Below are 22693 nucleotides of genomic sequence, written 5' to 3'. Positions count from 1 at the left end.
GGTCGTTCAGAGGGCCGTCGGCCAGTCGACGGCGATGTACTGCGTCTCGAGGAACGCCTCTATACCCTCGCGGCCGCCTTCGCGGCCGAGCCCCGACTGCTTGACGCCGCCGAAGGGTGCGGCCGGGTCGGACAGCAGGCCCCGGTTGAGGCCGACCATGCCGACCTCCAGACGCTCGGCGATGCGCAGGGCGCGTGCCAGATCGCGTGAGTAGACATAGGAGGCCAGACCGTGGACCGTCGCGTTGGCCCGGGTGATCATCTCCTCCTCGTCGGTGAAGGTCGTCAGCGGCGCCACCGGGCCGAAAACCTCGTCATGGAGGATGGCGGCGTCGTCAGGGACATCGGTCAGGACCATGGCGGCCTGGAAGTGACCCGGCCCGTCCGGGACTTCGCCGCGTGCGACGATCCGCGCGCCGCGGGCCACCGCGTCATCGACCAGGGAGCGGATCTTGTCGACGGCGGCCCGGTTGATCATCGGGCCGAGCTCGACGCCCGGCTCCAGTCCCGGCCCGGTACGGACGGCAGCCATGGCGGCACCGAACTTCTCGGTGAACTCGGCGGCGACGGAGGCGTGGACGTAGAACCGGTTGGCGGCGACACAGACCTCGCCCCCGCCGCGCATCTTGGCGTCCATGGCGCCGCGGACGGCGGCGTCGACATCAGCGTCCTCGCATACCACGAAGGGAGCGTTGCCGCCGAGTTCCATGGTCACGTTGACGACGTTCTCGGCGGCCTGCCGGAGCAGGACCTTGCCGGTGGCGGTGGAGCCGGTGAAGGAGAACTTGCGTACCCGTTCGTCGCCGAGCCAGACGGACACGACCTCGGGGGCGCGGTCGGTGGGCAGGATGTTGAGCAGGCCGTCGGGCAGGCCGGCCGCCGTGAGGAGCGTTGCGACCGCGAGGGCGGTCAGCGGGGTTTCCGGTGCCGGCTTGAGGAGGACGGGGCAGCCGGCGGCCAGTGCAGGTGCGATCTTGCGGGTGGCCATGGCGGCCGGGAAGTTCCACGGGGTGACGAACGCGGTTACTCCGACGGGGTGTTTGCGCACGACGTGGCGGTAACCGCCCGCCGGAGCGTCACCGAAGGAGGAACCGATACGGACGGCCTCCTCGGCGAACCAGCGGAAGAACTCGGCCGCGTAGCCGACCTCGGCGGCCGCGTCCCGGTATGCCTTGCCGTTCTCCAGGACGATGAGGCGGGCAAGGGTGTCAGTGTGCTCGCGCATCAGTGTGTACGCGCCGTGCAGGATCTCCGAGCGGCGCCTTGCGGGCGTCGCCCGCCACGCCGCGGCCGCGACCTGGGCCGCCTCGACGGCGGCACGTGCGTCGGCCGGTCCCGCTGCCGACACCTCACGGATCAGCTCCCCGGTGGCGGGGTCGAACACGGGATACGTCCGGCCATCCTCGGCGGCGCGCCATTGCCCGCCCACCAGGACATCGCCTTCGGCGAGCGGGGCCTTGGCGAGTGAGTCGATGCCGGCGAAGGTCATGAGCTGCTCTTTTCTCCGTTCCGGACGAGGGTCCGCCCGGTTCGCGGTGAATTTACGAGCGCGTCATACGGCCGACAAGGCTGCTTCCCGTATCGCAACGGGGGTTGCTGTGAGGGCAACTCGGTCGCGGGTGGCGATGGGTCGAGCTGCGCGCCGCGGCGTCACGTCAGCTGCGCCCTGCCCAGCGGTGTCCGCCGCGGCTCCCAGCCGAGAAGTGAGGAGACGCGGCCGGCAGCGGCGGAGGTGGCGCGGCCGGCCTCCTCCAGGCGTTCCCCCAGTCGGGCCTTGGGTGCCGAGATGTTGAGGGCGGCGACGACCCGGCCGCGGAAGTCGCGGATCGGAGCGGAGACCCCGACGAGGCCCGGCTCGAACTCCTCGCTCACCCGCGCGTAGCCGCGCCTCTTGGCCTCCTGGATCAGCGCCCACAGGTCGGGCACCGGCATCTCGCCTGCTGTGCCGAAGCGGACGTACAGCTCGTCGGGGGTGGCGTCGGCCAGCAGGACTCGTCCGGCCGAGGTCTGCCAGGCGGGCACCCCTCGCCCTTCCCAGCCGTGCACGCGGAAGGAATGGCCGGAGACGGACAGAAGGGTGAGCACTTCACGGTCGCTTAGCACGCACAGGTGACTGGTTTCCTCCAGGTCCGCCGACAGCGCGTGCATGACCGGCTCGGCCATGCGTACGAGGCGGCTCTCCGAGGTCCGTGCGACAAGGGAGAACAACCGCCAGCCGAGGCGGTACTCCAGGGTGTCGGGGTCGCGCTCGACGATCCCCTCCGCGGCGAGCACCTTCAGGGCCCGTGAGATCTGCGTCTTCTCGCGGCCGACCAGTTGGGAAATGCGTACGACTCCGAGGCCGCCGGCGTTCTGTGCCTCGTCGGAGGCGAGGGCCTCCAGCAGGTCGATGTCGCGCCGCAGGCCGTGGCCGCGCTGCGAGTTTGGTGCGGACGAGGGGGTCTGCGTCACGCACCTCATCCTAAGCTCATGTCCGCGGAATGGAACCGCAGGTCAGAGCCCTGGTTGCCAGCAGAGCAACCGGCATTTCGATTCTCGTCGGAGCCTTGCAGGAGGGTGCCGACCGACCTAGATTCGCCGCATCGAGCCGGATGAACTGCACGGATCGCGGCGTTCGTCCCGTCCCCGGTAGGCCCCCCCTTCCAGAGGTCCAGGAGCTTCATGTCCTCCCCCATTACCCCGACCGCGCTCATCGGCGAGTCCTTCGTCGGTGAGGGTGTCAATGCCGCGCACACGAACGTCGTCATCGGCCGCAAAGGCGGCCCGGTGGAGACGGCGTGGGCGACCGCGCTGGCCACGCCCAGCGTCGGTCACGTCCCGTTCATGACGGTCGTGCGCCCGTCGGTGCCGGTCAAGCCCTTGACGTTGTTCGTCAACAAGGCCGCAGCCGGCGGAGAGCTGCACCAGCGGGCCACCTGGGGCTCGGCGCAGGCAGGTCTGGCCCAAGGCGTACTGGATGCCGTTGCGGAGGATCTGCTGCCCGCACAGGAGGCGGACGACCTGCTGATCATCGCCGCCGTGTGGGTCAACCCGGAGGTCGACGACCTCGATGTCTCCTTCCGTCACCAGCGTGCCGCCGCCTACGGCGCCGTCCGCGCCGCCGTCACGGGTACGCCGACCATCCGGGAGGTCCGCGACGCCGCCCAGGACGGGCCCGCGAACCCGTTCTACACGCCCTCCGCGGAGGTACTCACCCGATGAAGATCACCGACATCAGCCTGGACCGGCTGCGCCTGGAACTGGACCCGCCGTTCCGTGCCGCCTGGGACCCCGAGCCGCGCCGCCACTTCGACGCCACGATCGTCCGCGTCCACACCGACGAGGGGATCACCGGCATCGGCTCGGGTGATGTGATGGACGGATTCGAGACGTACAGGCACCTGTTCGTCGGTGAGGACCCGCTCGACATCACCCGGCACGTCAGGGCGATCGAGACGGCCAACTTCCACGGGGCCTATTACTGGCCTCTGGAAGCCGCGCTGTGGGACGTCATCGGCAAGGTGCACGGCCGCCCGGTGTCGGAGCTGTTCGGCAACGCGACGCGCAGACTGCCCGCGTACGCGTCCTCCGGGGAACTCAAGTCCCCGCAGGAACGGGTCGCGACGGCGCTGAAGGTACGCGAGCTCGGCTTCCGCGCCATGAAGATCCGCATCGACCGGGACCGGGTCGACGAGGGCATCGCCGCGGTGCGTGCCGTGCGCGAGGAACTGGGCGACGACTTCGAGATCATGGTCGACCTGAACCAGTCCTGGCGGATGGCCGGCGACACGGCGAACGCCTCCGACCTCGTCAAGACCCGCAGGACCGTCGCACGCCTCGCCGAACTCGACGTCTTCTGGGTCGAGGAACCGCTTCCTTACGCGGACCTGGCCGGCTTCAAGCGGCTGCGCGCCGAGAACCCGGGCGTGCGCATCGCCGCCGGTGAGATGCACCACTCCCCTACCGAACTGCTGCGCTACCTGGAAGAGGATGCTCTCGACATCTACCAGCCGGACGTGGTGCTCGCGATCGGGATGCACCGCGCGCGCACCCTGGCCGAACTGGCACAGCTGAAACACCGGCACTTCACCCCGCACAGCTGGACCAACGGCATCGGCGTCCTCGCCAATCTGCACGTGTGCGCGGGCGTCGGCGGCGGGCCCTACTTCGAGTACCCCTATGACCCGCCCGGCTGGACGCCCGAGCGCCGCGACTTCATGCTCGCCGAGCCGGTGCGCGTCCATGCCGACGGCCACCTCGAAGTGCCGGACAAACCGGGCCTCGGAATCGAACTCGACGAGGACGCGATCGACCGCTGGAGAATCAAGTGACGTATGACGTCAATGAGTTGCTGGCACGCACGCACGACGAATGGCTGACCGCGGCCGGCAGACTGTCCTTCGAGACCCGGCTCTTCATCGACGGCTCCTTCACCGGCGCCACCTCGGGTGACAGCTTCCCGAGCATCTCCCCGCGCGACGGCACGGTTCTCTGCCAGGTGCAGGCGGCCGGCGTCGAGGACGTGGACCGGGCGGTGCGCTGCGCACGCGCGGCCTTCGAGGACGGCCGCTGGCGCGACCTCGCCCCCAGGGAGCGCAAGCGCGTCCTGCTGCGCTGGGCCGAACTGATCCTCGCCGACGCCGAGCAACTGGCCCTGCTCGACACCCTGGAGATGGGCAAGCCCATCACGGAGTCGGTGCGCATCGACGTGGTCAAGACCGCCGAGACCATCGCCTGGTACGCGGAGGCGATCGACAAGACGTACGACGAGGTCGCGCCGACGCCCGGCGACGCCCTGGCTCTGATCACCCGGGAACCGCTGGGTGTGGTGGCGGCGGTCGTACCCTGGAACTACGCGCTGCTGATCGCCGGCTGGAAGCTGGGACCGGCGCTGGCGACCGGCAACAGCGTGGTCCTGAAGCCCGCTGAGCAGACGTCCCTGGCAGCTCTGCGGCTCGCCGCGCTCGCTACGCGGGCGGGGCTGCCGGACGGGGTGCTCAACGTCGTGCCCGGCCGGGGCGAGGTCGCCGGACAGGCTCTCGGAAGGCACCACGAGGTCGACAAGATCGCCTTCACGGGATCGGCCGAGGTCGCCCGCCTGTTCCAGGTGTACGCCGGCGAGTCCAACGGCAAGCAGGTCGCGGTCGAGGCCGGCGGCAAGTCCCCGCAGCTCGTCCTGGCCGACGCCGACATCGAGGCCGCCGCGTCCGCCGTCGCCTGGGGCATCTTCTACAACGCCGGCCAGACCTGCAACGCCGGGTCGCGGGTCGTCGTGCACGCGTCCGTCAAGGAGCGACTCCTTGACGCGGTACGCCGGATCACGGCGGAGACCTTCCGCGTCGGTGACCCGCTCGACCCCACCACGGTGATGGGACCCGTGGTCGACGAGGCACAACTCGGCAAGATCCTGGGGTATGTGAAGCGGGGTGAGCAGGACGGCGCGAGGGTCCTGCTCGGCGGCCGCCGCATCCTGCCCGACTCCGGTGGCACGTTCGTCGAGCCGACCGTGCTCGACGGAGTCGCCAACATGTCCGTGGTCGGCCAGGAGGAGATCTTCGGGCCCGTCCTCGCCGTGATCTCGTTCGACGGAGACGTCGACGAAGGCATACGCCTCGCCAACGAGAGCGACTTCGGCCTCGTCGCCTCCGTCTGGACCCGGGACGTCACCCTCGCGCACCGCACCGCGCGGCGGCTGCGCGCCGGAACGGTCTGGATCAACACCTTCGACGCGAGCGACGTCGTCACACCATTCGGCGGGTTCAAGGCCACCGGCGCGGGTCGTGACAAGTCGCTGCACGCGCTGGACGCCTATACCGCGCTGAAGACCACCTGGATCAATCTGGCCTGAACGGCCACCACTTCCCCTGACTCACCTCTAGAGCCGTAGCGAGGACAGCGATGAGGATCGGTTTCATCGGCCTGGGCAACATGGGCCGCCACATGGCCCGTCACCTGATAGACGCGGGACACCTGGTCACCGTGCACGACGCTCGCCCCGAAGCCGCCGCAGAGCACCTTGAACTCGGGGCTCGCTGGGCGAAGACCCCGGCGGACTGCGCCCGCGATGCCGAAGTGCTGATCACCATGTTGCCCGATCCGCGCATCGTCGAGGACGTGCTGTTGCGCGGTGGTGCGGCCCGGGCGCTACCCGAGGGCGCCCTCTGGCTCGACATGTCCACTTCCACCCCGGCCGCCGCCGCGCGGGTCGCGGCCGAGGTGCTGGACCGGCGGGGAGTGCGCCGTCTGGACGCACCGGTCAGCGGGATGGCCCGTGGCGCCGAGGCCGGCATGCTGCAGATCTTCGTCGGCGGGGCGGTGGACGACTTCCGCATGTGCCTGCCCGTGCTCGAAGTCATGGGCGACCCCGACAAGGTGCTGCACGTCGGTCCCCTGGGTGCCGGTTACACCGTCAAACTGATGATCAACCTCCTCTGGTTCAGCCACCTCGTCGCCACCTCCGAGGTGCTCGCCATGGGCGTCAAGGCAGGCGTGGACCTCGGAGTGCTGCGCAACTCGCTGCTCGCCAGCCCGGCGGCGTCCAACTTTTTGGAGAACGACATCCTCTGCGTGCTCGCCGACGGCGACTACGACGACTCGTTCGCCATGATGCTCGCCTGCAAGGACCTGGGACTGGCCGTCGACCTCGGTCGCGACCTGGGCGTGTCCACCGAACTGTCCGCGCTGGTCGAGCAGATCTACCGCCGCTCCAAGGCCCAGCACGGCAACCTGGCCGGCGAGATGAGCCCGGTGCGCCTGTACGAGGCTCTGGCCGGGCGTGAGTTCCGGCTCCCCAACCCCGCCTCCACTCGGGACGACGCCGCTCTCAGCGCCGTCTGAGCCATCCCTTCGCCTCTCCGAGGAGCAGCACACCATGGGCGAGTCCCTCCCCAGTCAGCTGACCGTCGATCCGACCTGCCGCATCGAGTTCGGACCCGGCCGCGTCGACCACCTTCCCGACCTCATCGCCTCCCTCGGCATGGACCGCGCCTTCCTGGTCACCGACCGCGGTCTGCGCGCCGTCGGCGTCGTCGACCAGGTCCTCAAGGTTCTCGACGCGGCCGGGGTGGAGCACGCCGTGTACGAGGGCGTCGGTGCCAACCCGTCCACCACCAACGTCGACGAGGGCGCGACATGTGCGCGGGCCTTCGGGCCGGCGGTCGTCATAGCGCTCGGCGGGGGCTCGGTTCTCGACGCCGCGAAGGGCATCTCACTGCTGGTCGGCAACACCGACGCGCAGGCCGCCGACGCCGACAGTCTGTGGGACGCGCTCGACGGGCTGCCGCTGATCGCCGTGCCCACCACCTCGGGAACGGGCGCGGAGACCAACGGCTTCGGCGTCATCGAGGACACCGCCGCGCGCCGCAAGATCTACATCGGCCATCCGTCGGTCAGACCCCGGATCGCCCTCCTCGATCCGGTGCTCACGCTCGGTCTGCCCGCATCGATCACCGCTGCGACCGGCATCGACGCGCTGGTCCACGGCATCGAGTCGCTCGCCTCGCGCGGCGCCAACCCCGTGTCGGCGGCCTTCGCCGCGCAGGCCGTCGCCTTGGTCGGACGCTGGTTGCCGATCGCCCACCACGACGGGTCCGACCTGGAGGCCCGCTCGCAACTGATGCTGGGCGCCCACCTGGCCGGGCAAGCCCTCACCCTTTCCGGTCTCGGCCTCGTCCACGGCATCGGCCACTCCCTCACGGCCCACACCGGCACGCCCCACGGCGTCGCTCTGGCTGCCGTTCTGGAGGAAGTACTGGAGTTCAGTGCTCCGGCAGCCTCCGACGCGTACGAGCACGCAGGCCGGGCCCTTCGTCTGCCCCCGCCCGCCGACGGCGACTGGGGACGGATCACTGTGGGCGCGGTCCGGGAGATCAGCGGCGCCCTCGGAATCAAGCGGCCCCTGCGCGAACTGGGCGTGAGCCGCGACATGATGACAGCCATCGCCCGAGGGGCCCTCGCCGACGTGGTGACCCGCAACGCGCCGCTCCAGCCGACCGAGGAGCAAGTGAGGGACATCCTCGACAAGGTCTTCTAGTCACGGACGCCGGGCTCGGGCACGGGGTGCTGCAAACGGCTCCGGTCCGGGCGGTCTCCTGACCAAGGCGTGCGGTGGCCCCGGAACGAATTCGCCCGCCAGGCCGGCGGCCGGCCTGGCCGGCGGCCCGGCGGGCTCACGCCTTCAAGTCCGGTGTGCGCAGCCATCTCGGCGCGGCGGACTCCGCGCCGATCGGTCGGCGAGTCGCGGTCGCATCCCGGACATGACCCTCCGGGGTCGTGGGCATGCAGCATTCCCGGCTCCCCGCGCTCACCTCACCCCGTCGGACCGGGGAGATCGGCCACCCCTGCGAGGGCGACCACGGCTTCGCCATCGACCGCAACGCCCTCGAAGCTGCGTCGTCCCTCGCCCCCCGGGGACACCCGTACGGGCGCGCGATCGCACTATTCCCCCAGCCATCGGGAGTGCTCTCGCTCGGCCCAGGACCGACTGACGTACCCGGTACGCATCCCAAGGCGGGCCTCCGGGTCCTCGTACGCCTTGCGCATATGTCCGAGGACGGCGATGGTGATCGTCCAGGCAACCAGGTCGTGGACGAAGATGGCGCTGGTCCGGGAGATGAAGGGCAGCAGCCCCAGGAACCACATCAGCAGGCCGGTGAACATCATCACGAGCAAGGCACCGGCGATCCAGCCCGCGTAGATCTTCTGCCCGGCGTTGAACTTGCCGGCCGGACGCGCTTCGGGCTCCTTGCGGCGCCTGCGTACGGCCCGCAGCCACTGGCGGTCGTACACCGCGAACCGGTTCAGTCTGCGCAGGTCGGCCCGGAAGTCGGCGGAGAGCAGCCCGAGCAGGAAGGGAAGCGGGAGCAGGATGCCCGACCACTCGTGCAGGAAGATCATCACGTGCCGCCGCCCTACCAACTGGGCCAGCGGGCCGAGGTAGAGGCACGCGGCGGTCACCAGACAGACCAGCATCAGGTACCCGGTGGCCCGGTGCACCCAGCGCTCAGCGGTGCTGAACCGGCGCACCCGCCCGGGAGGGTCAGGCCGCCCCGTGCCGGTCGGCGCCGTCGAGCCAGCCGTCGATCGCATATCCGCGTTCCTCCCAGAAACCGGGGACGACCTTGTCGGTGACCGAGATGCCGGACAGCCACTTGGCCGACTTGTAGAAGTACATGGGCGCCACGAAGAGGCGGACCGGGCCGCCGTGTGCGTGGGTGATGGGTTTGTCCTGCATCTTCAGGGCCACCAGGATGTCGGAGCGGCGGGCCTGCTCGAGGGTGAGGCTCTCGGTGTAGGCGCCGTCGAAGCAGGTGAAGTGGACAGCTGTGCCCGGGGAGCGCACCCCGGCGTCGTCCAGGATGTCCGCCAGCTTCACACCTTCGAAGGGTGTGTCGTCCACGCGCCAGCCGTCCGTGCACAGCACGTCGGCGACGACCCTGGTCTGGGGCATCGCGCGCAGGTCGGCCAGCGTGTAGGTCTTCTTCCTGTCGACCAGGCCACCGACGGTGAGCGCGTAGTTGGTTTCATCCTTGCGCGGCACCGAGCCGACCACGCTGTAGTACCGGAAGCCGCCCGGATTGGGCAGCAGGCCGGTCAGCCCGGTCCCGTCGACCTGGGAGGCCGCACCTAGGGCGTTCTCCCAGCCGCGCTGAAGGTAGGGGGCGGTGGCCAGCGCCGCGGCGCCGGCGCCGAGCATGCCCAGCATCGCTCGTCGCCCCACCGGCGCACCGTGGTCTGCCCCTGGCTTCGGCTGCCGTCGTGCCATGGTCCGTGTGCTCCTCACCGTGGTGGCTCCCCGGTGACGTGTGCGGTTGCCGCAAGGGCCGCCCGCGTAGGTGAGTCCTGTCGAGCACAAGACACACACGAAGCAGAAATCACCGGTTCAACTGGTGACGATCCTGGCATGCGCTTCGTCCGGTGTCAACGGCGACGGGGGGCAGACTGCTGGATCGGGCAACTACATGGATTGCCGCCTCGGGCTGACGTAGGGTGCGCACGTCCGAAACCGACGCGGCGGAGAAGGCGCCCATGCTGATCGCTGAAGCGCCGGGGAAGGGTGCGCGATGCTCGAAGCGGTGGGCCTGTCCTCCTCGGAGGAGTCCGTCTACCGGCTTCTGGTGCGGTCGGCGGGCCTGACCGTCGCCGAGGCGGCCGAGCGTGCGGCGCTCCCGCCGGCCCGGGCGTTCCGGGCTCTGGAGTCATTGACCGCTCAGGGTCTCGCCGTGGCCGTTGATGGCGCCCGACGGGCGTACCGGGCCGTCCCGCCCGACGTGGCTCTGCTGGCGCGGGTCAAGAACAGTGCGGACGCCGTCGACCGGGCCCGGGCTGAGGCCGCCCGGCTGATCGAGGCCTATCGCGAGACGGTGCGCCGGCACGATGCCGGGCAGCTCCTCGAAGTGATCACCGGGGCGGAGGCGCTGCGCCAGCATCTGCGACAGATCCAGGACGGCGCGCAGCGCGAACTTCTGTGGTTCTGCAAGGCGCAGTACGTCGCGATGCCGTCCGGCACCAACGCCGAGGAGTACGCGGCGCTCGCCCGCGGGGTGGCCTACCGCGTGGTGTACGAGCGAGCGTTCTTCGAGGACGAGGGCGCGCTCGGCAACGTCGTCACCGGGGTAAGGGCAGGGGAACGGGCACGTATCGCTCCCGCGGTGCCCTTGCGGATGGCCATAGCGGACCGCTCCATCGCCGTGTTCCCCCTGGTACCCGGCGGGCCGGGTGGCGGCCCGGACGTGCCGACCACTGCCCTGGTCCGGGACAGCAACCTGCTGGGGGCGTTGGTCGCTCTCTTCGAGAGCTACTGGGAGCAGGCACTGCCCGTCGGACTGTCCGACGCCGGTCTCACCACCGAGGACGACGCCGAGGGAGAGCTGACCTCCGTCGACCGCGATGTGCTGTCCCTGCTGATCACTGGGGTCACCGACAAGGCCGTGGCCACCCAGCTCGGTCTGAGCCGCAGGACCGTCCAGCGCCGCATCCAGCGCCTGATGGGGTTGGCCGGGGCCGACACGCGTATGCAGCTCGCCTATCAGGCAGCCCGGCGCTGCTGGCTCTGACGGCAGCAGAGGCAAGGACCACGCACTTGGGGGAGGTACCCCCAACCGTACGCACACCGCACGAAAGCCGGACGGAAGCCGTACGTAGCGGGCGGCCAGGCACGTGACGTCTACTCTGCATTCCGGAGTCTATGACGGCTCCACACCAGCAGGGACAAGAGGATGAGACCGGACAGGATCAGTCCGGTTCCCGTGGCCCAGCCACCGAACGGCAGCGCCGGGATGATGCCCCACACCGCGCCGGCCGCCAGCAGCCCCGCCCCCGCCAGGACGGAGCCGGCCAGCCGCAACGGTGAGGCGACGCTGTCTGCGGCTGCACGCAAGGCGCGGTCTCGCACCGGGTCGACGTACCGGCTCACGGAGGGAAATTGCCGCGAGAGGACGACGAGTCCGGCGAGGACGAGCAGCAGTCCGGGCCCCGGCAGCACCAGCAGGGCCACGCCGGTCAGCAGCAGCACACCGCCCGCCAGCACGGTTGCCGCCCGGTTCACTGCGTTGTTCTTGCGCATGGAGCCCTCCGTACGGTTCGACGTGCTATTGTCCGACCACTTGCGTCACCAGTCAAGACGGTTACACGCCGGTCACCGGCAGCGATGCCGAACGACCGAGCAAACTGTGAAGAACAGTCGCTTCGGTCGCTTCGGTCGCTGGGCACTGCTCACCCCGTGGTGTGACCGAGCACTCGCCCAGCCTGGCCGAGTGACGCGAGGTCCGCACGGCCGACTGGGGAAGGGCCAATCCCTGCCCTCGGTCGCTTCGGTCGCTTCGGTCGCTGTCGCGGTCTGCTCCTGTGCGGGTGGTGATTACGACGTAATGGCCGAGCACCCCGGTGACAGCACGCTCGAGGGGGAAGAAGTGCAAGGCGGGGTTCGATGGAGACATCGAACCCCGCCTGACGTGGGAGGGCGAGCAGTGACCATGCCCGGACCCGGGCCTCTCTGCGGTGTCACCAGGCGCTGGCTCCACCGTCGACGGGGTAGTTGGCTCCGGTGATGTAGCCGGCGCGGTCGGAGGCGAGGAAGGCCGCGAGTTCGACGATCTCCTCCGGCTTGGCGAAGCGCTTGAGGAGGGTCTTGCTGATGATGGCGTCGCGTGCTGCCTGGTTGTCGCCGAGGTCGCGGTCGCTGGCGGGGGTGAGGACGGGGCCGGGGCTGATGGCCACGGCGCGGATGCCGTGCGGGGCGCCCTCGAGGGCGAGTTGGCGGGTCATTCCGATGACGCCGGCGTTGGCGGCGGTGTGGGCGACCATCGGAGGAGTGGAGCCGGCGATGAGACCGGCCTCGGAGGCGACGTTGATGATCACTCCGCCGCCGCGGCGGACGAGGTGGGGCCAGGTGTACTTGGAGACGAAGAAGGGGATGTCGAGTTCTCCCGCTTCGGTGGCGCGCCAGTCCTCGACGGAGAAGTCGGGCATGGCGCCGAAGCGCTGCATGGCGGCGTTGTTGTAGACGACGTCGAGCCCGCCGTAGGCCGCGGCGGCTCGGTCGGCGAGGTGGTGGACCTGGTCGGGGTCGGTGAGGTCGACCGGTGCGATGGCGGTCATCTCGCCGCCGGCGCGTCGGACCAGGTCGGCGGTCTCCTCATTGGCTTCGGTCTGGATGTCACATCCGACGATCTTCGCTCCCTCTCTCGCGAAGACGAGCGAGGCGACGCGGCCCATACCGCTCGCGGTGCCGGTGACAAGGATGACCTTGCCCTCAAGAATGCCCATGGAACGTCTCCTGCTTCCTGCGCTTGCATCTACTGGGTGCGGCGTCCCGCTCGTGCGGGACGCCCGCGGCGCGGCCTCGACCGGTCGGACGGAGAAGGCCGCGCCGGGTGTGACGCCTATGCGGCGTCAGGGGTGACGGTGCCGGGGGGCTCTTCGCCCCGGAGTTCATCGAGGAACACGCCGAAGTTCCCCTCCGACCAGTGCTCGACGGACTGACCGTCGATCACACGGTCGATCGAGATGCCGCTGAGCTGGACCGACCGCCCGGAAGCCGGGATGCCGAAGATGGTGCCCCGGTGCACACCCGCGAAGCTCCACCGGGTGACGACCTTGTTGCCCTCCACGATCTGGTCCAGCACGGTCATCTTGAAGCCCTCGAGCCCTGCCTTGATGTTGAGGTCGCCCTTGAGCCAGTCCTTGCGCTGTTCGGGGCCGTTGAAGCCGTGGAGTACCAGATTCTTGGAGATGTAGCGGTTGAATCCGGCCTTGAGGTCCCCGTTGTAGCTGGCGTAGAACGCCGAGGTGACCTGAAGCGGCGAAAGGTGCTGTCGCGCGGACTGCCCGGTCTTGGCAGCGGTCGGGCTCTGGTCCCGCGCCATGGCGGGGACGGCTGTGGCGGTCAGGGCGACGGCGACGGCGAGGCCGGTCACGACGCCGATCACCGTCCGGCGCTTGGACGGGTCGTGGTGGGCGGTTCGTGCGGATGCGGTCTCGCTGTCGTTCTCGAGCGTCATGAGAGCACCTCTGCTGAACGGGTCGATGGCTTGCCGTCATCGACATTTACTTGACGCGTCAAGTAGTAACTCTCGGCCTGACACTTGTCAAGCGGTGGAGAAACGCATTCCGCGGGTGCGGTCGGCAGGTGTGGGAGACTGGCGTCTGCCCGCGTGGGCCCCACCTGGTGATCGGCCCCTGGCGCGGTTGTTGCACGCGAGCTGGTGAGGACGATGCCGACGTGACCGACAGCAGACCAAAAGCTGCGAAAGCGCCGGGCCGCGGGAAGTACGCCCCCGTGCAGCTGGATGAGAGCGAGATCCTCAGACGCGGGCTCGACACCTTCGCGGAACTCGGCTACGCCGCGACGACGATGCGGGAGCTGGCCCGACGGCTCGGCGTCAGCCACAACTTCATCAACGAACGCTACGGCTCGAAGGAGGGGTTCTGGCGCGCGGTGGTCGACTTCGCCCTGCTGGGCGTCCAGTCGGAATTCGACCTTCGGCTGACGGAGGCCCGCGACGATGCCGATCGGCTCAGAAGCGTCGTCGTGCAGATGTACCGGCTGTCCGCCAGCGCCTCGGCGGTGAACCGGCTGGTCGCCGACGAGTCGACGCGTGACTCGGCTCGCCTGGACTATCTGCACCAACGGTTCATCCAGCCCCTGTGGGACAGCATCGAGACGGCCGTCGACAACCTCGTCGCGGCCGGACGCATACCGCGCGTGCCGCCGCACATCCTGTACTTCGCCATCACCGGCCCCGCGCTCGCCCTGGCACAGGACCCGATCGCCGACCGGCTGAACCCGACGGCCGCTCCGGTGTCGCAACAGCACACGAGCGGCATGGCCGACATGCTCTCCAGCCTCGTCCTGAACGGTCTGCTCCCGAACGGAAACGGGCACACCTCGGCTTGACCTCCGGCCGGTGCGCATGGCCGCCTCGACAACCCTCCGACCACCCAGGACACGGTCCGAGGTCCGCAGGGTGACGGCGCCGAGGACCGCGTGACCCGTGGGCGGCCCCACCTGGCACCGCCCGCCGACGGCTCACCCGGCACCTCACGCGGCGACCTGCCCGGCCTCCATCGAGGGATCTCGGAGCGGCCCGACGGCCGAGAGGCGGGACCGTGACTGACTCATGTGCTCCCACCTGATAGGCCGAGCCTCCCGATGCAGGTAGGGGCAGTCGCACGTCCGACACGCCGATTCTCGACCACTGGAATTTTGTCGACCGGTCGTCTAGTTTAGAGAGCGGACGCAAGACACCGCTCGATCCCCCTGGAGAGACACCCATGAGCACCTCCGGCCAGAAGAAGGTCGCCATCATCACCGGCGCGTCGCAGGGCATCGGCGCCGGCCTGGTCGACGCCTACCGCAAGCTCGGCTACGCGGTCGTCGCCACATCCCGTGGCATCGCTCCCTCCGAGGACCCGGACGTCGTCACCGTTCAGGGCGACATCGCCGATCCGGCCACCGGCGAGCGCGTGGCACGTGCCGCGATCGAACGCTTCGGCCGCATCGACACCCTGGTCAACAACGCCGGCATCTTCGTGGCCAAGCCCTTCACGGACTACACGCCCGAGGACTACGCCGCGGTAACCGGCGTGAACCTGGACGGCTTCTTCCGCATCACCCAGCTCGCGGTCGAGCAGATGCTCCGCCAGGGCAGCGGCCACGTCGTGCAGATCACCACCAGCCTGGTCGATCACGCCAACTCCTCCGTCACCTCGGTCCTCGCCTCACTGACCAAGGGCGGTCTGCAGTCGGCGACCAAGGCCCTGGCCATCGAGTACGCCACTCGCGGCATCCGCAGCAACGCCGTGGCCCTCGGCATCATCAAGACGCCGATGCACCTGGAAGAGCACCACTCCACCTTCGCCGCGCTGCATCCGGTCGGCCGGATGGGAGAGGTCAGCGACATCGTCGATGCGGTCGTCTACCTGGAGAACGCCCCCTTCGTCACGGGCGAGATCCTGCACGTCGACGGTGGCCAGAGCGCCGGTCACTGATCTCCGACTCCCCCGCCCACAGGGTGGGCCGCGGGCTCCAGGCGTGTCCACGCGGAGCCCGCCCCCCTCCCATGACTGGAGCACTCATGAGCAGAACCTTTCTGATCACCGGCGTCAGTACCGGCCTGGGGCGCGCTTTCGCCCGAGAGGCGCTGGCAGCCGGTCACCGGGTCGTCGGAACGGTGCGACAGGCGCACCAAGCAGCCGAGTTCACCGACCTGGCCCCGGGCCGCGCCGTGGGGATGCTCCTCGACGTGACCGACGAGCACGCCGTCGACGCGGTGGTCCAGAGGATCGAGGAGGAGACGGGACCCATCGACGTACTGGTCAGCAACGCCGGTTACGGGCTCGAGGGGACCGTCGAGGAGTCGTCACTGGCCGATCTGCGCCGGCAGTTCGACGTCAACGTCTTCGGGACCGTGGCGGTCGTCAAAGCCGTCCTTCCCCATATGCGGCGCCGGCGCAGCGGCCACATCGTCACGCTGTCGTCCATGGCGGGGCTCACTGCGCTGCCTGGTGTCGCCTTCTACGGCGCCAGCAAGTTCGCCGTCGAAGGGTTCTCGGCCTCCTTGGCACAAGAGGTGGCTCCGTTCGGCATCCATGTCACCTCACTCGCCCTCGGATCGTTCCGCACGGACTGGGCCGGACGCTCCATGGTGCGTGTCCCTCGCACCATCTCCGACTACGACACCGTGTTCGATCCCATCCGGGACGCCCGCAGGGGCAAGGACGGCAAGCAGCTGGGTGACCCGGAGCGTGCCGCCAAGGCCCTGATGACGGTTCTGGAGGCGGAAGATCCGCCCGTGCACCTTCTGCTCGGCAGCGACGCGCTGCACCTCGTCCGGAAGGGCCGCCGACAGCTCCAGGAGGACATGGACGCCTGGGCCTATCTGACGGCCTCCACCGACTTCCCGGCCGATGAGCCCTCCCCGGCAACCGGCCCCGGTGCGACCTGACCGAGAGGATCGGGCGCCCGCGTCCATGCCGCGCCGCTCGCCTTGGAGGTCGTGGCGGCGGTGCCCCGGGCCCACCGCACAGCGGGCCACCTGCCTTGCGGACCTGCCGGCAGCGTGTCGCACGGCGGGCGTGGAAACGGTCCCCGCGGCGCCCACGGCCCGTCGAGGGCCGCGGGCGACCGTGCCGCGCCGCGGGCACCGCGTACCTGCGGTGTCCTGGTGAGCAGTTCAGTTACCGGCGGTGGCGCGTGCGGCCTGTTCGATGACCCGGGTGACCGCGTCCGGGCGGGAGACCGTGACGGCGTGGGAAGCCTTGATCTCCGTGGTGTGGGAGTGCGCCCGCTGGGCCATGAACCGCTGTGCGGCGGCCGGGATGTTGAGGTCCTGGGTGGTGACGAGGTTCCACGAGGGGACGGTCTTCCACGCGGCGCCGGTGGCCGGCTCCTCCAGGGCGGAGGCGGCCACGGGGCGCTGAGTGGCGGCCATCAGGTCGCTGACCCGGCTGGGGACGTCGGCCGCGAACTGCTGACGGAACTTGTCGGCCTTGATGTAGAGGTCGTTGCCGGTGCCGCCGTCGGGCAGCGGGAAGGGCACGGTGTTCAGGGTCGGTCCGAGCGTGCTGCCCGGGTACTTGTTGGACAGCTCCAGGGCGCTTTCGCCCTTGTCGGGGGCGAAAGCGGCGATGTAGACCAGTGCCTCCACATTCGGTTCACCCTCGGCGGCCTTGCTGATCACCGCACCGCCGTAGGAGTGGCCCGCCAGGACGACGGGGCCCTTGACGCTCTTCAGGAAGCTCTTGACATAGTCCGCGTCACTCGTGAGGCCGCGCAGCGGGTTGGCCGGGGCGACCACGGGATAACCGTCCCTCTTCAGCCGCTCGACCACGCCGTTCCAGCTGGAGGAGTCGGCGAAGGCACCGTGCACCAGTACGACGGTCGGCTTCTTCTCCGGGGCGTGGTGCGCGGTCGTCGCACCTGCCGGCGCCAGGTTGGACAGTGCGAGCGCGGCGGCTCCCGTCAGTACGCCGACGACGGCGACGCGCTTGCGGGTGGGGCGGAAGAGAGAGGCGTTCATCGAGATCTCCTTCTGAGCGTGTACATGAGGCGGGTCAAGTGCCGTCCGGTGGCCTTGGCCGCTGGCGACGAAGAGAAAGCTAGCGCACTATTGTCTCGTGCACAAGTTAAGTGGAGGCGAGTGTATAGTGTTCACCGGAAAACGCGTCAATGTCCGAATTGCCGCAAGAGAGGCCGATCGGGCCGATCCGAGAGACGAGGACGGAAAGATGACCGACGACGTGAGCGCGCCTGAGCCGGCACACTCCGCTCCCGTGCTTGAACAGCATCTCTGCTTCACTCTGTACGCCGCCTCGCGCGCGATCACCGGCGCCTACCGGCCCCTGCTCGATCCGCTGGGGCTCACTTATCCGCAGTACCTGGTTCTGGTCGCCCTCGGCGAGCACGGCACCATGTCCGTCAAGGAACTCGTCGCCGTACTGCAGTTGGACTACGGAACGGTCACGCCGCTGATCAAACGCCTCGAGACGAACGGGCTGCTCAAGCGGGAGCGCCGGGCCGACGACGAACGGGTCGTCCAGATCGCGCTCACCCCGGAAGGCCTGGCGCTCCATCAGCACCTGTCCAGCGTTCCGCCCGCGATCGGCGAAGCCGTGGGGCTCGCGCCGGACGAGATCGCCACCATTCAGGAACTCGTGCGGCGGCTGACGGTCAATGTCAACCGGCACAACCACGCCATGGCGGCCCAGCGGACGGCCTGAGGCCACGCCGGTCCGACCTGTGCGGCCGAAACGGCCGTGCTGAGACATAGGTGCTGTCCGCGGTGACGGTGACGCACTCCGCGCAGTCATGCGCTCGGGCCCGGGCGGTCGCGCCGAGGCTCACCGATCAGGCCCCGAATTCGTGGTCGGAGCTCCGCACCGAAGTGCCGCCGGCCTCCGGTCGCTGCCCACTCCCCCGGCGCGGCAGCAAGGGGGCGTGAGTAGACCTCGTCGCGGCCACCGGCTTGCCCCTCTGGCCGGCCGGTGGCCGGGAAGTGTCGCCGTCCATGGTGGTGCCTGGCCTCCCCGCAGACTCTGCGTCGTGACGAGCTGTCAGGGCCGTCCGTGAGGCACAATCGCGCGGCCCATATCCATTTCCCTCCCACCGACGCCGGCGGGCGGTCACCCCACGGACTTATACGCAGTGCGCACTTGACCAGCAGTGAGGCGATTTCACCGAGCCGCCGAGGTGCAGACCGATCGCGTCAGCTTCGGCGGCGCTCGGAACAAGGGCTCAACATAATTGATTTGGCAAAAACCGGAGACCGAAGAATACGACCACACATGCGCACGCATTACAGTGGAGGTTATGAGTAGTGGTGCGCACCCCGGGGAACTGGGTGCCTTTCTGAAGGCCCGCCGGGCAGCTCTCAGTCCCGCAACCGTCGGACTACCCGACAGCGGAGGCCGTCGTCGTGTCAGCGGACTCCGGCGCGAGGAGGTCGCCAATCTGGCGCAGATCAGCACGGACTCGTACATCCGACTGGAACAAGGCCGCAGCCAGGCGTCAGCGCCGGTGCTCGACACACTCGCGCGTGTCCTGCATCTGGACGACGAGCAGCGCACTCACCTGTACAACCTCGCCGGACGGATTTCCGACCGCCCCGTCCGGCGGGCTACGCAAAAAGCGCACCCCCGACTGCTTCGCATTCTCGGCGATCTGAATACCAGCCCTGCGATGATCCTCGGTCGTCGAATGGACATTCTCGCCTGGAACCCACTCGCCGCAGCGCTGATCACCGACTTCTCGGAGATACCGGAGAAGCACCGGAACTACGCAGTATTGCTTTTCACCGATCCGGCCGTGCGAGCGCTGTACGTCGATTGGGAGGGCGTTGCCCGAGCCTGCGTGGCCCAGCTGTGTATGGAGGCCGCACGCGACCCCCACGACACGCGCCTTTCGGCTCTCGTAGGGCAACTGTCGGTACAGGACCACGATTTCCGTACCTGGTGGGCCGCCCGGCATGTGTCGGTCCACGGCGTCGGGACGCAGACACTCGATCATCCGGTCGTCGGCGAGCTGACCCTCGGCTGGGACACTCTCACCTCGACCACCAGTGGCGAGCAGCAACTCGTCGTCTGGTCCGCCGAGACCGGCACCCCGTCCCACGACAAGCTGCTCACGCTGGCTTCGTGAAGCGGGGTGCCGGACCGGCAGCGCACTGATTCCAGTACGCGCGACTCACCGCCCGAGTGCCCCCGAACGATCAGCCCTTATAGGGGCGGTTGCTGCCACCGAAGTTCAGGGAGCGTCGACCACGACGCGGACATGTCCCGGGCGACATCATCACTTCGACCGGTCGCTTTCGCCGCGGCACGCATGGGGGCGCACCATGGCATCACCGACGGCCGAACCGCGGGCAGCCGGAGGGACGCGTCACGCGGCCGGACGATCCGCCCATGCCTGCTCCAGCGCCTGCGTGAACATGCCGGGCGACTGAACCCCGCTCACGCCGTAGCGCCGCTCCAGCACGAAGAAGGGCACACCGTTGGCGCCCAGTTCGGCGGCCAGTCGCTCGTCGGACCGCACGTCCTCGGCGAACGCTTCGGGATTGTCGAGCACGTCGCGCACTTCCGCCTCTTCCAGCCCCACCTTCACGGCCAGGCCCAACAGGGTGTTCCGATCGTAGATCGACGCCTCTTCCGCGAAGTTGACCCGGAAGGCTTCGTCCAGGAATTCGCCCTGCAGGCCGTGCGTCCCGGCGAAGTGCGAGAGGCGGTGCACATCGAAGGTGTTGCCGAAGACGCGTCCACCGATGCGGAAGTCCAGCCCCACGGCGTTCGCCATGGCCGCGGCCTGCTGCTCGCGCGCGACCTGCTGCTCGCGGGTGCGGCCGTACTGGGCCGCGACCGCGTCGATGATCGGCACCGTGCCGTTCTCGGCCTTGGGGTTGAGCTCGAAGGACCGGTGCACGACCTCCACCTGGTCACGATGCGCGAAGGCCGCAAGCCCTTCACTGAAGTGCTTCCTGCCGACGTAGCACCACGGGCAGGCGACATCGGTCCACATCTCGACACGCATCATCTGTATCTCCTAGGGGTGGAGGTGGCTGGCATCCGGTGGCCGGCCGCTCGGTCGTCCTGGCGATGACCCCTTGGCCGTCACCTCGCGGACCCTTCTCCACCATAGTAGACGACCGACCGTCTTGCGCGCGTTCCCCGGTGAGGGAGCCGTGTCACACCGCGGCGGTACCGGCTCCAGCAGCGGTGCCGCCCACTGGACGAGAAGGGCAACGGCGGCCGGCCCCCGCACTCGAAGAGAGCCGTTCAGGACAGATGCTTCCCGAACCATTCGACGGCCGCCGCGCGGGCTGAGTCGAACTCCTCGAGGTAGGGCGCGAAGTGCCCGCCGGGGATCAGTTCGAGCCGCTTGGGTTCGAGAGCACGCTCGTAGGCCGCGAGCGCGATGTCGGTGGGGGTCATGGTGTCGTGAGTGCCGACGATCATCAGCAGGGGTGTCGGGGACACCTTGTCGATGTAGACCCCGGGCTCGTACATACGGCTGTTCCGGCTCGACCGGAGAGTCAGCTTGTTCTCCCACGGGACGTCCGAGTCGTACGGCCGCAGGTAGAAGTCGACGACGTCGGGGTCGCGGTAGAGGGCGGGGACATCGGGGTCCTTGCTGACGATGGTGACCGTCGCCGGTGCGCTGCCTCGCAGCTGGGCGCGCTCGTCCTCGTCGTAGCGCCGCTCGACCGCCGCCTGGTGCTCGGGGAGAGCGCGACGCTGTCCGATCTGCAACCCGCTGATCATGGGAACCTGCGCCACGACGGCACGCAGCCGGCGATCCGTCGCGCCGAGGACCAGCGCATGACCACCGGCGAAGCTCGTACCCCACAGGCCGATGCGCCGCTCGTCGACCTCGGGACGCGACTCGAGGTAGGAGATCGCGCGGCGCCAGTCGGCGACCTGCTGCCACGGGTTCACGTCGTGCCGCGGGGTACCGCTGCTGGCTCCGAAGGTGCGGTGATCATGGGCCAGCACGACGTAGCCCTCTTCGGCGAAGGCCCTGGCGAAGGGTTCGAGCCCTTGATCCTTGATCCCACCGAGGCCGATGGTCATGGTGATGGCCGGCAATGGCTCCTCTGCACCATCGGGTATGAACAGCCATCCCCCCAGGGTCGCGCCCTCGGCCGGTATCTCCACGTCACTTCGCGTGAACGTCACGCCCTCTGCCCTTCCGCGTCAGCCAGCACTGCGGGGCCCTCGGGTACTGCTGGACGGTCGCCGCGGGCCCCCTCGTGGCGGCGACCGTGATCCAGCCGGACGGGTCTGCGCCCGCCGCCGTTCACTCGGCCAGGCGGCGGCCGAGGTCGAGCTCCACCCCGTCGGGACGCTGGAGTCCGCGCTCGAAGAGGGAGCGGACGCGGTGAGCGTTCTCGGGACGTCCGGAGGTCTGGAAGAAGGCCTGCAGACTCGCGCCGTACGACTCCTCCGTCGGCAGGGACTCCACGTCCACCAAGGACTTGATTCGGGCCACGGCGACCTTGTCGAAGCCTGCGATGCGCCTGGCGAAGCCGTCCACGAACTGCTCGAGTTCGCCGCCGGGCACCACACGGTTCACATAGCCGTACGCGGCAGCGAGGTCGGCGGGGAAGTCGTCGCCGCCGAGCAGGATCTCCAGGGCCCGCCCCCGGCCCACGAGCCGGGGGAGGCGGCCGGTGGGATTGCCGCCGGGTACCGCTCCGACGCCCACCTCGAACTGTCCGAGGACGGCGCCCGGCCCGGCGAAACGGATGTCCGTCGCCAGGACGAACTCACTGCCAGCCCCGCGAGCACGGCCGTCGATCTCGGTGATGGTGGCGGCCGGAACCCGCGCGAGCCGGTACAGGTTGTCGGCGAAGGGGTGCAGTCCGGAGGGCGCGGGCTGCATGGCGGCGACCCGGGCGCGGTCGGACTGCATGTCCCAGTGCGCCATGAAGAAGTCCGGGTTGGCACTGCGGAAGACGACGGCCGTCAGCTCGGGTGCCTGCTCGATGCGGGTGATCAACGCGGCGAGCTGCTCGATGGTGTCGGGGTCGATCAGGTTGATCTCCCCGTTGGAGAAGGTCACCCGCCAGTAGGAAGGGCTGATCTCCTCGACCGTGAACTGGTCCTGGGCACTCATGTGGATCTCCTGACGATCGCGCGGGCGGGTCGCGCCGCGGGCCGGTGATGAGGGGGGAGGTGGTTGCAAGCGGACGCCGGTGATGAGCGCCGACCCGGCCGAGCCGGGC

At 69.2% G+C, this 22693-nt stretch carries 22 protein-coding genes; 11 read left to right on the top strand and 11 right to left on the bottom strand.

What is annotated here, in order from left to right; genetic code table 11:
• Positions 1-6: 6 nt before the first annotated feature.
• Both ACZ4M5_RS27530 and ACZ4M5_RS27525 read right to left on the bottom strand, forming a co-directional pair.
• The gene (locus ACZ4M5_RS27530) at positions 7-1488 is read right to left on the bottom strand and encodes an NAD-dependent succinate-semialdehyde dehydrogenase (RefSeq protein WP_467740515.1); all 1482 of its coding nucleotides are present in this window, start codon (positions 1486-1488) and stop codon (positions 7-9) included.
• Between the two features lie 161 nt (positions 1489-1649).
• Positions 1650-2450 carry an IclR family transcriptional regulator gene (locus ACZ4M5_RS27525; protein ID WP_467740513.1) on the bottom strand — a complete coding sequence of 267 codons (801 nt, stop codon included), beginning with the start codon at positions 2448-2450 and terminating at the stop codon, positions 1650-1652.
• Positions 2451-2660: 210 nt separating this feature from the next.
• Between ACZ4M5_RS27525 and fae the strand changes: the two genes are divergently transcribed.
• From fae to ACZ4M5_RS27500, 5 genes are read left to right on the top strand one after another with little or no spacing between them, the layout of a single operon-like run.
• On the top strand, positions 2661-3200 hold the full coding sequence (gene fae, locus ACZ4M5_RS27520; protein ID WP_467740511.1) for a formaldehyde-activating enzyme: 540 nt from the start codon (positions 2661-2663) through the stop codon (positions 3198-3200).
• Complete coding sequence (locus ACZ4M5_RS27515) at positions 3197-4309, top strand: mandelate racemase/muconate lactonizing enzyme family protein (protein ID WP_467740509.1); 1113 nt, start codon at positions 3197-3199, stop codon at positions 4307-4309. The genes fae and ACZ4M5_RS27515 overlap by 4 nt, the downstream gene beginning before the upstream one ends.
• Entirely contained in the window at positions 4306-5826 is a 1521-nt protein-coding gene (locus ACZ4M5_RS27510; protein WP_467740507.1) for an aldehyde dehydrogenase, read from the top strand. The genes ACZ4M5_RS27515 and ACZ4M5_RS27510 overlap by 4 nt, the downstream gene beginning before the upstream one ends.
• Before the next feature lie 50 nt (positions 5827-5876).
• Complete coding sequence (locus tag ACZ4M5_RS27505; protein WP_467740505.1) at positions 5877-6815, top strand: NAD(P)-dependent oxidoreductase; 939 nt, start codon at positions 5877-5879, stop codon at positions 6813-6815.
• A 34-nt stretch (positions 6816-6849) separates the two neighbouring features.
• On the top strand, positions 6850-8010 hold the full coding sequence (locus ACZ4M5_RS27500; protein WP_467740503.1) for an iron-containing alcohol dehydrogenase family protein: 1161 nt from the start codon (positions 6850-6852) through the stop codon (positions 8008-8010).
• Positions 8011-8414: 404 nt separating this feature from the next.
• Here ACZ4M5_RS27500 and ACZ4M5_RS27495 read toward each other — a convergent pair whose 3' ends face one another.
• Positions 8415-9065: a cytochrome b/b6 domain-containing protein gene (locus ACZ4M5_RS27495; protein WP_467740501.1), complete on the bottom strand. Its 651-nt coding sequence runs from the start codon at positions 9063-9065 to the stop codon at positions 8415-8417.
• A complete protein-coding gene (locus tag ACZ4M5_RS27490; protein WP_467740606.1) occupies positions 9016-9681 on the bottom strand; it encodes a molybdopterin-dependent oxidoreductase in 666 nt (221 codons plus the stop codon). The genes ACZ4M5_RS27495 and ACZ4M5_RS27490 overlap by 50 nt, the downstream gene beginning before the upstream one ends.
• A gap of 358 nt (positions 9682-10039) precedes the next feature.
• On the opposite strand from ACZ4M5_RS27490, the gene ACZ4M5_RS27485 reads away from it, so the two are divergent.
• Complete coding sequence (locus tag ACZ4M5_RS27485; RefSeq protein ID WP_467740499.1) at positions 10040-11032, top strand: helix-turn-helix domain-containing protein; 993 nt, start codon at positions 10040-10042, stop codon at positions 11030-11032.
• Between the two features lie 110 nt (positions 11033-11142).
• On the opposite strand, the gene ACZ4M5_RS27480 is transcribed toward ACZ4M5_RS27485, so the two are convergent.
• From ACZ4M5_RS27480 to ACZ4M5_RS27470, 3 genes are all read right to left on the bottom strand, one after another.
• A complete protein-coding gene (locus ACZ4M5_RS27480) occupies positions 11143-11541 on the bottom strand; it encodes a PGPGW domain-containing protein (RefSeq protein WP_467740497.1) in 399 nt (132 codons plus the stop codon).
• Between the two features lie 437 nt (positions 11542-11978).
• Positions 11979-12743 (bottom strand): SDR family NAD(P)-dependent oxidoreductase, encoded by a 765-nt coding sequence (locus ACZ4M5_RS27475; protein WP_467740495.1) that lies wholly within the window; start codon positions 12741-12743, stop codon positions 11979-11981.
• Between the two features lie 116 nt (positions 12744-12859).
• Positions 12860-13477 carry an ester cyclase gene (locus tag ACZ4M5_RS27470; RefSeq protein ID WP_467740493.1) on the bottom strand — a complete coding sequence of 206 codons (618 nt, stop codon included), beginning with the start codon at positions 13475-13477 and terminating at the stop codon, positions 12860-12862.
• A 278-nt stretch (positions 13478-13755) separates the two neighbouring features.
• Here ACZ4M5_RS27470 and ACZ4M5_RS27465 point away from each other — a divergent pair, with 278 nt between their 5' ends.
• From ACZ4M5_RS27465 to ACZ4M5_RS27455, 3 genes are all read left to right on the top strand, one after another.
• Positions 13756-14373, top strand: a complete 618-nt coding sequence (locus tag ACZ4M5_RS27465; RefSeq protein ID WP_467740491.1) for a TetR/AcrR family transcriptional regulator — start codon at positions 13756-13758, stop codon at positions 14371-14373.
• A 377-nt stretch (positions 14374-14750) separates the two neighbouring features.
• Positions 14751-15467, top strand: a complete 717-nt coding sequence (locus ACZ4M5_RS27460; RefSeq protein ID WP_467740489.1) for an SDR family NAD(P)-dependent oxidoreductase — start codon at positions 14751-14753, stop codon at positions 15465-15467.
• Positions 15468-15553: 86 nt separating this feature from the next.
• Positions 15554-16423 carry an oxidoreductase gene (locus ACZ4M5_RS27455; RefSeq protein WP_467740487.1) on the top strand — a complete coding sequence of 290 codons (870 nt, stop codon included), beginning with the start codon at positions 15554-15556 and terminating at the stop codon, positions 16421-16423.
• Positions 16424-16651: 228 nt separating this feature from the next.
• Here the strand turns inward: ACZ4M5_RS27455 and ACZ4M5_RS27450 are convergent, their stop codons facing one another.
• Positions 16652-17497 (bottom strand): alpha/beta fold hydrolase, encoded by an 846-nt coding sequence (locus ACZ4M5_RS27450; RefSeq protein ID WP_467740485.1) that lies wholly within the window; start codon positions 17495-17497, stop codon positions 16652-16654.
• Between the two features lie 208 nt (positions 17498-17705).
• On the opposite strand from ACZ4M5_RS27450, the gene ACZ4M5_RS27445 reads away from it, so the two are divergent.
• Positions 17706-18197, top strand: coding sequence for a MarR family winged helix-turn-helix transcriptional regulator (locus tag ACZ4M5_RS27445; protein ID WP_467740483.1), 492 nt, complete (start codon positions 17706-17708; stop codon positions 18195-18197).
• Between the two features lie 589 nt (positions 18198-18786).
• Positions 18787-19614, top strand: a complete 828-nt coding sequence (locus tag ACZ4M5_RS27440) for a helix-turn-helix domain-containing protein (RefSeq protein WP_467740481.1) — start codon at positions 18787-18789, stop codon at positions 19612-19614.
• A gap of 240 nt (positions 19615-19854) precedes the next feature.
• Here ACZ4M5_RS27440 and ACZ4M5_RS27435 read toward each other — a convergent pair whose 3' ends face one another.
• The 3 genes from ACZ4M5_RS27435 to ACZ4M5_RS27425 all read right to left on the bottom strand — a co-directional run bounded on the left by ACZ4M5_RS27435 (position 19855) and on the right by ACZ4M5_RS27425 (position 22584).
• On the bottom strand, positions 19855-20502 hold the full coding sequence (locus ACZ4M5_RS27435; RefSeq protein WP_467740479.1) for a DsbA family oxidoreductase: 648 nt from the start codon (positions 20500-20502) through the stop codon (positions 19855-19857).
• Between the two features lie 242 nt (positions 20503-20744).
• Positions 20745-21644 (bottom strand): alpha/beta hydrolase, encoded by a 900-nt coding sequence (locus ACZ4M5_RS27430; protein ID WP_467740477.1) that lies wholly within the window; start codon positions 21642-21644, stop codon positions 20745-20747.
• A 121-nt stretch (positions 21645-21765) separates the two neighbouring features.
• The gene (locus ACZ4M5_RS27425) at positions 21766-22584 is read right to left on the bottom strand and encodes an enoyl-CoA hydratase/isomerase family protein (protein ID WP_225651894.1); all 819 of its coding nucleotides are present in this window, start codon (positions 22582-22584) and stop codon (positions 21766-21768) included.
• Positions 22585-22693: the final 109 nt, after the last annotated feature.

It is taken from the genome of Streptomyces sp. NPDC026246, from assembly GCF_055567995.1.
This window is presented reverse-complemented; position numbering and strand designations above follow the sequence as displayed.

Coding starts and splice junctions, on each gene's coding strand:
- ACZ4M5_RS27530 (WP_467740515.1), bottom strand. CDS start 1,488: ATGACCTTCGCCGGCATCGACTCACTCGCCAAGGCCCCGCTCGCCGAA.
- fae (WP_467740511.1), top strand. CDS start 2,661: ATGTCCTCCCCCATTACCCCGACCGCGCTCATCGGCGAGTCCTTCGTC.
- ACZ4M5_RS27515 (WP_467740509.1), top strand. CDS start 3,197: ATGAAGATCACCGACATCAGCCTGGACCGGCTGCGCCTGGAACTGGAC.
- ACZ4M5_RS27505 (WP_467740505.1), top strand. CDS start 5,877: ATGAGGATCGGTTTCATCGGCCTGGGCAACATGGGCCGCCACATGGCC.
- ACZ4M5_RS27500 (WP_467740503.1), top strand. CDS start 6,850: ATGGGCGAGTCCCTCCCCAGTCAGCTGACCGTCGATCCGACCTGCCGC.
- ACZ4M5_RS27495 (WP_467740501.1), bottom strand. CDS start 9,065: ATGCGATCGACGGCTGGCTCGACGGCGCCGACCGGCACGGGGCGGCCT.
- ACZ4M5_RS27490 (WP_467740606.1), bottom strand. CDS start 9,681: ATGCTGGGCATGCTCGGCGCCGGCGCCGCGGCGCTGGCCACCGCCCCC.
- ACZ4M5_RS27485 (WP_467740499.1), top strand. CDS start 10,040: ATGCTCGAAGCGGTGGGCCTGTCCTCCTCGGAGGAGTCCGTCTACCGG.
- ACZ4M5_RS27480 (WP_467740497.1), bottom strand. CDS start 11,541: ATGCGCAAGAACAACGCAGTGAACCGGGCGGCAACCGTGCTGGCGGGC.
- ACZ4M5_RS27475 (WP_467740495.1), bottom strand. CDS start 12,743: ATGGGCATTCTTGAGGGCAAGGTCATCCTTGTCACCGGCACCGCGAGC.
- ACZ4M5_RS27470 (WP_467740493.1), bottom strand. CDS start 13,477: ATGACGCTCGAGAACGACAGCGAGACCGCATCCGCACGAACCGCCCAC.
- ACZ4M5_RS27460 (WP_467740489.1), top strand. CDS start 14,751: ATGAGCACCTCCGGCCAGAAGAAGGTCGCCATCATCACCGGCGCGTCG.
- ACZ4M5_RS27455 (WP_467740487.1), top strand. CDS start 15,554: ATGAGCAGAACCTTTCTGATCACCGGCGTCAGTACCGGCCTGGGGCGC.
- ACZ4M5_RS27450 (WP_467740485.1), bottom strand. CDS start 17,497: ATGAACGCCTCTCTCTTCCGCCCCACCCGCAAGCGCGTCGCCGTCGTC.
- ACZ4M5_RS27445 (WP_467740483.1), top strand. CDS start 17,706: ATGACCGACGACGTGAGCGCGCCTGAGCCGGCACACTCCGCTCCCGTG.
- ACZ4M5_RS27440 (WP_467740481.1), top strand. CDS start 18,787: ATGAGTAGTGGTGCGCACCCCGGGGAACTGGGTGCCTTTCTGAAGGCC.
- ACZ4M5_RS27435 (WP_467740479.1), bottom strand. CDS start 20,502: ATGATGCGTGTCGAGATGTGGACCGATGTCGCCTGCCCGTGGTGCTAC.
- ACZ4M5_RS27425 (WP_225651894.1), bottom strand. CDS start 22,584: ATGAGTGCCCAGGACCAGTTCACGGTCGAGGAGATCAGCCCTTCCTAC.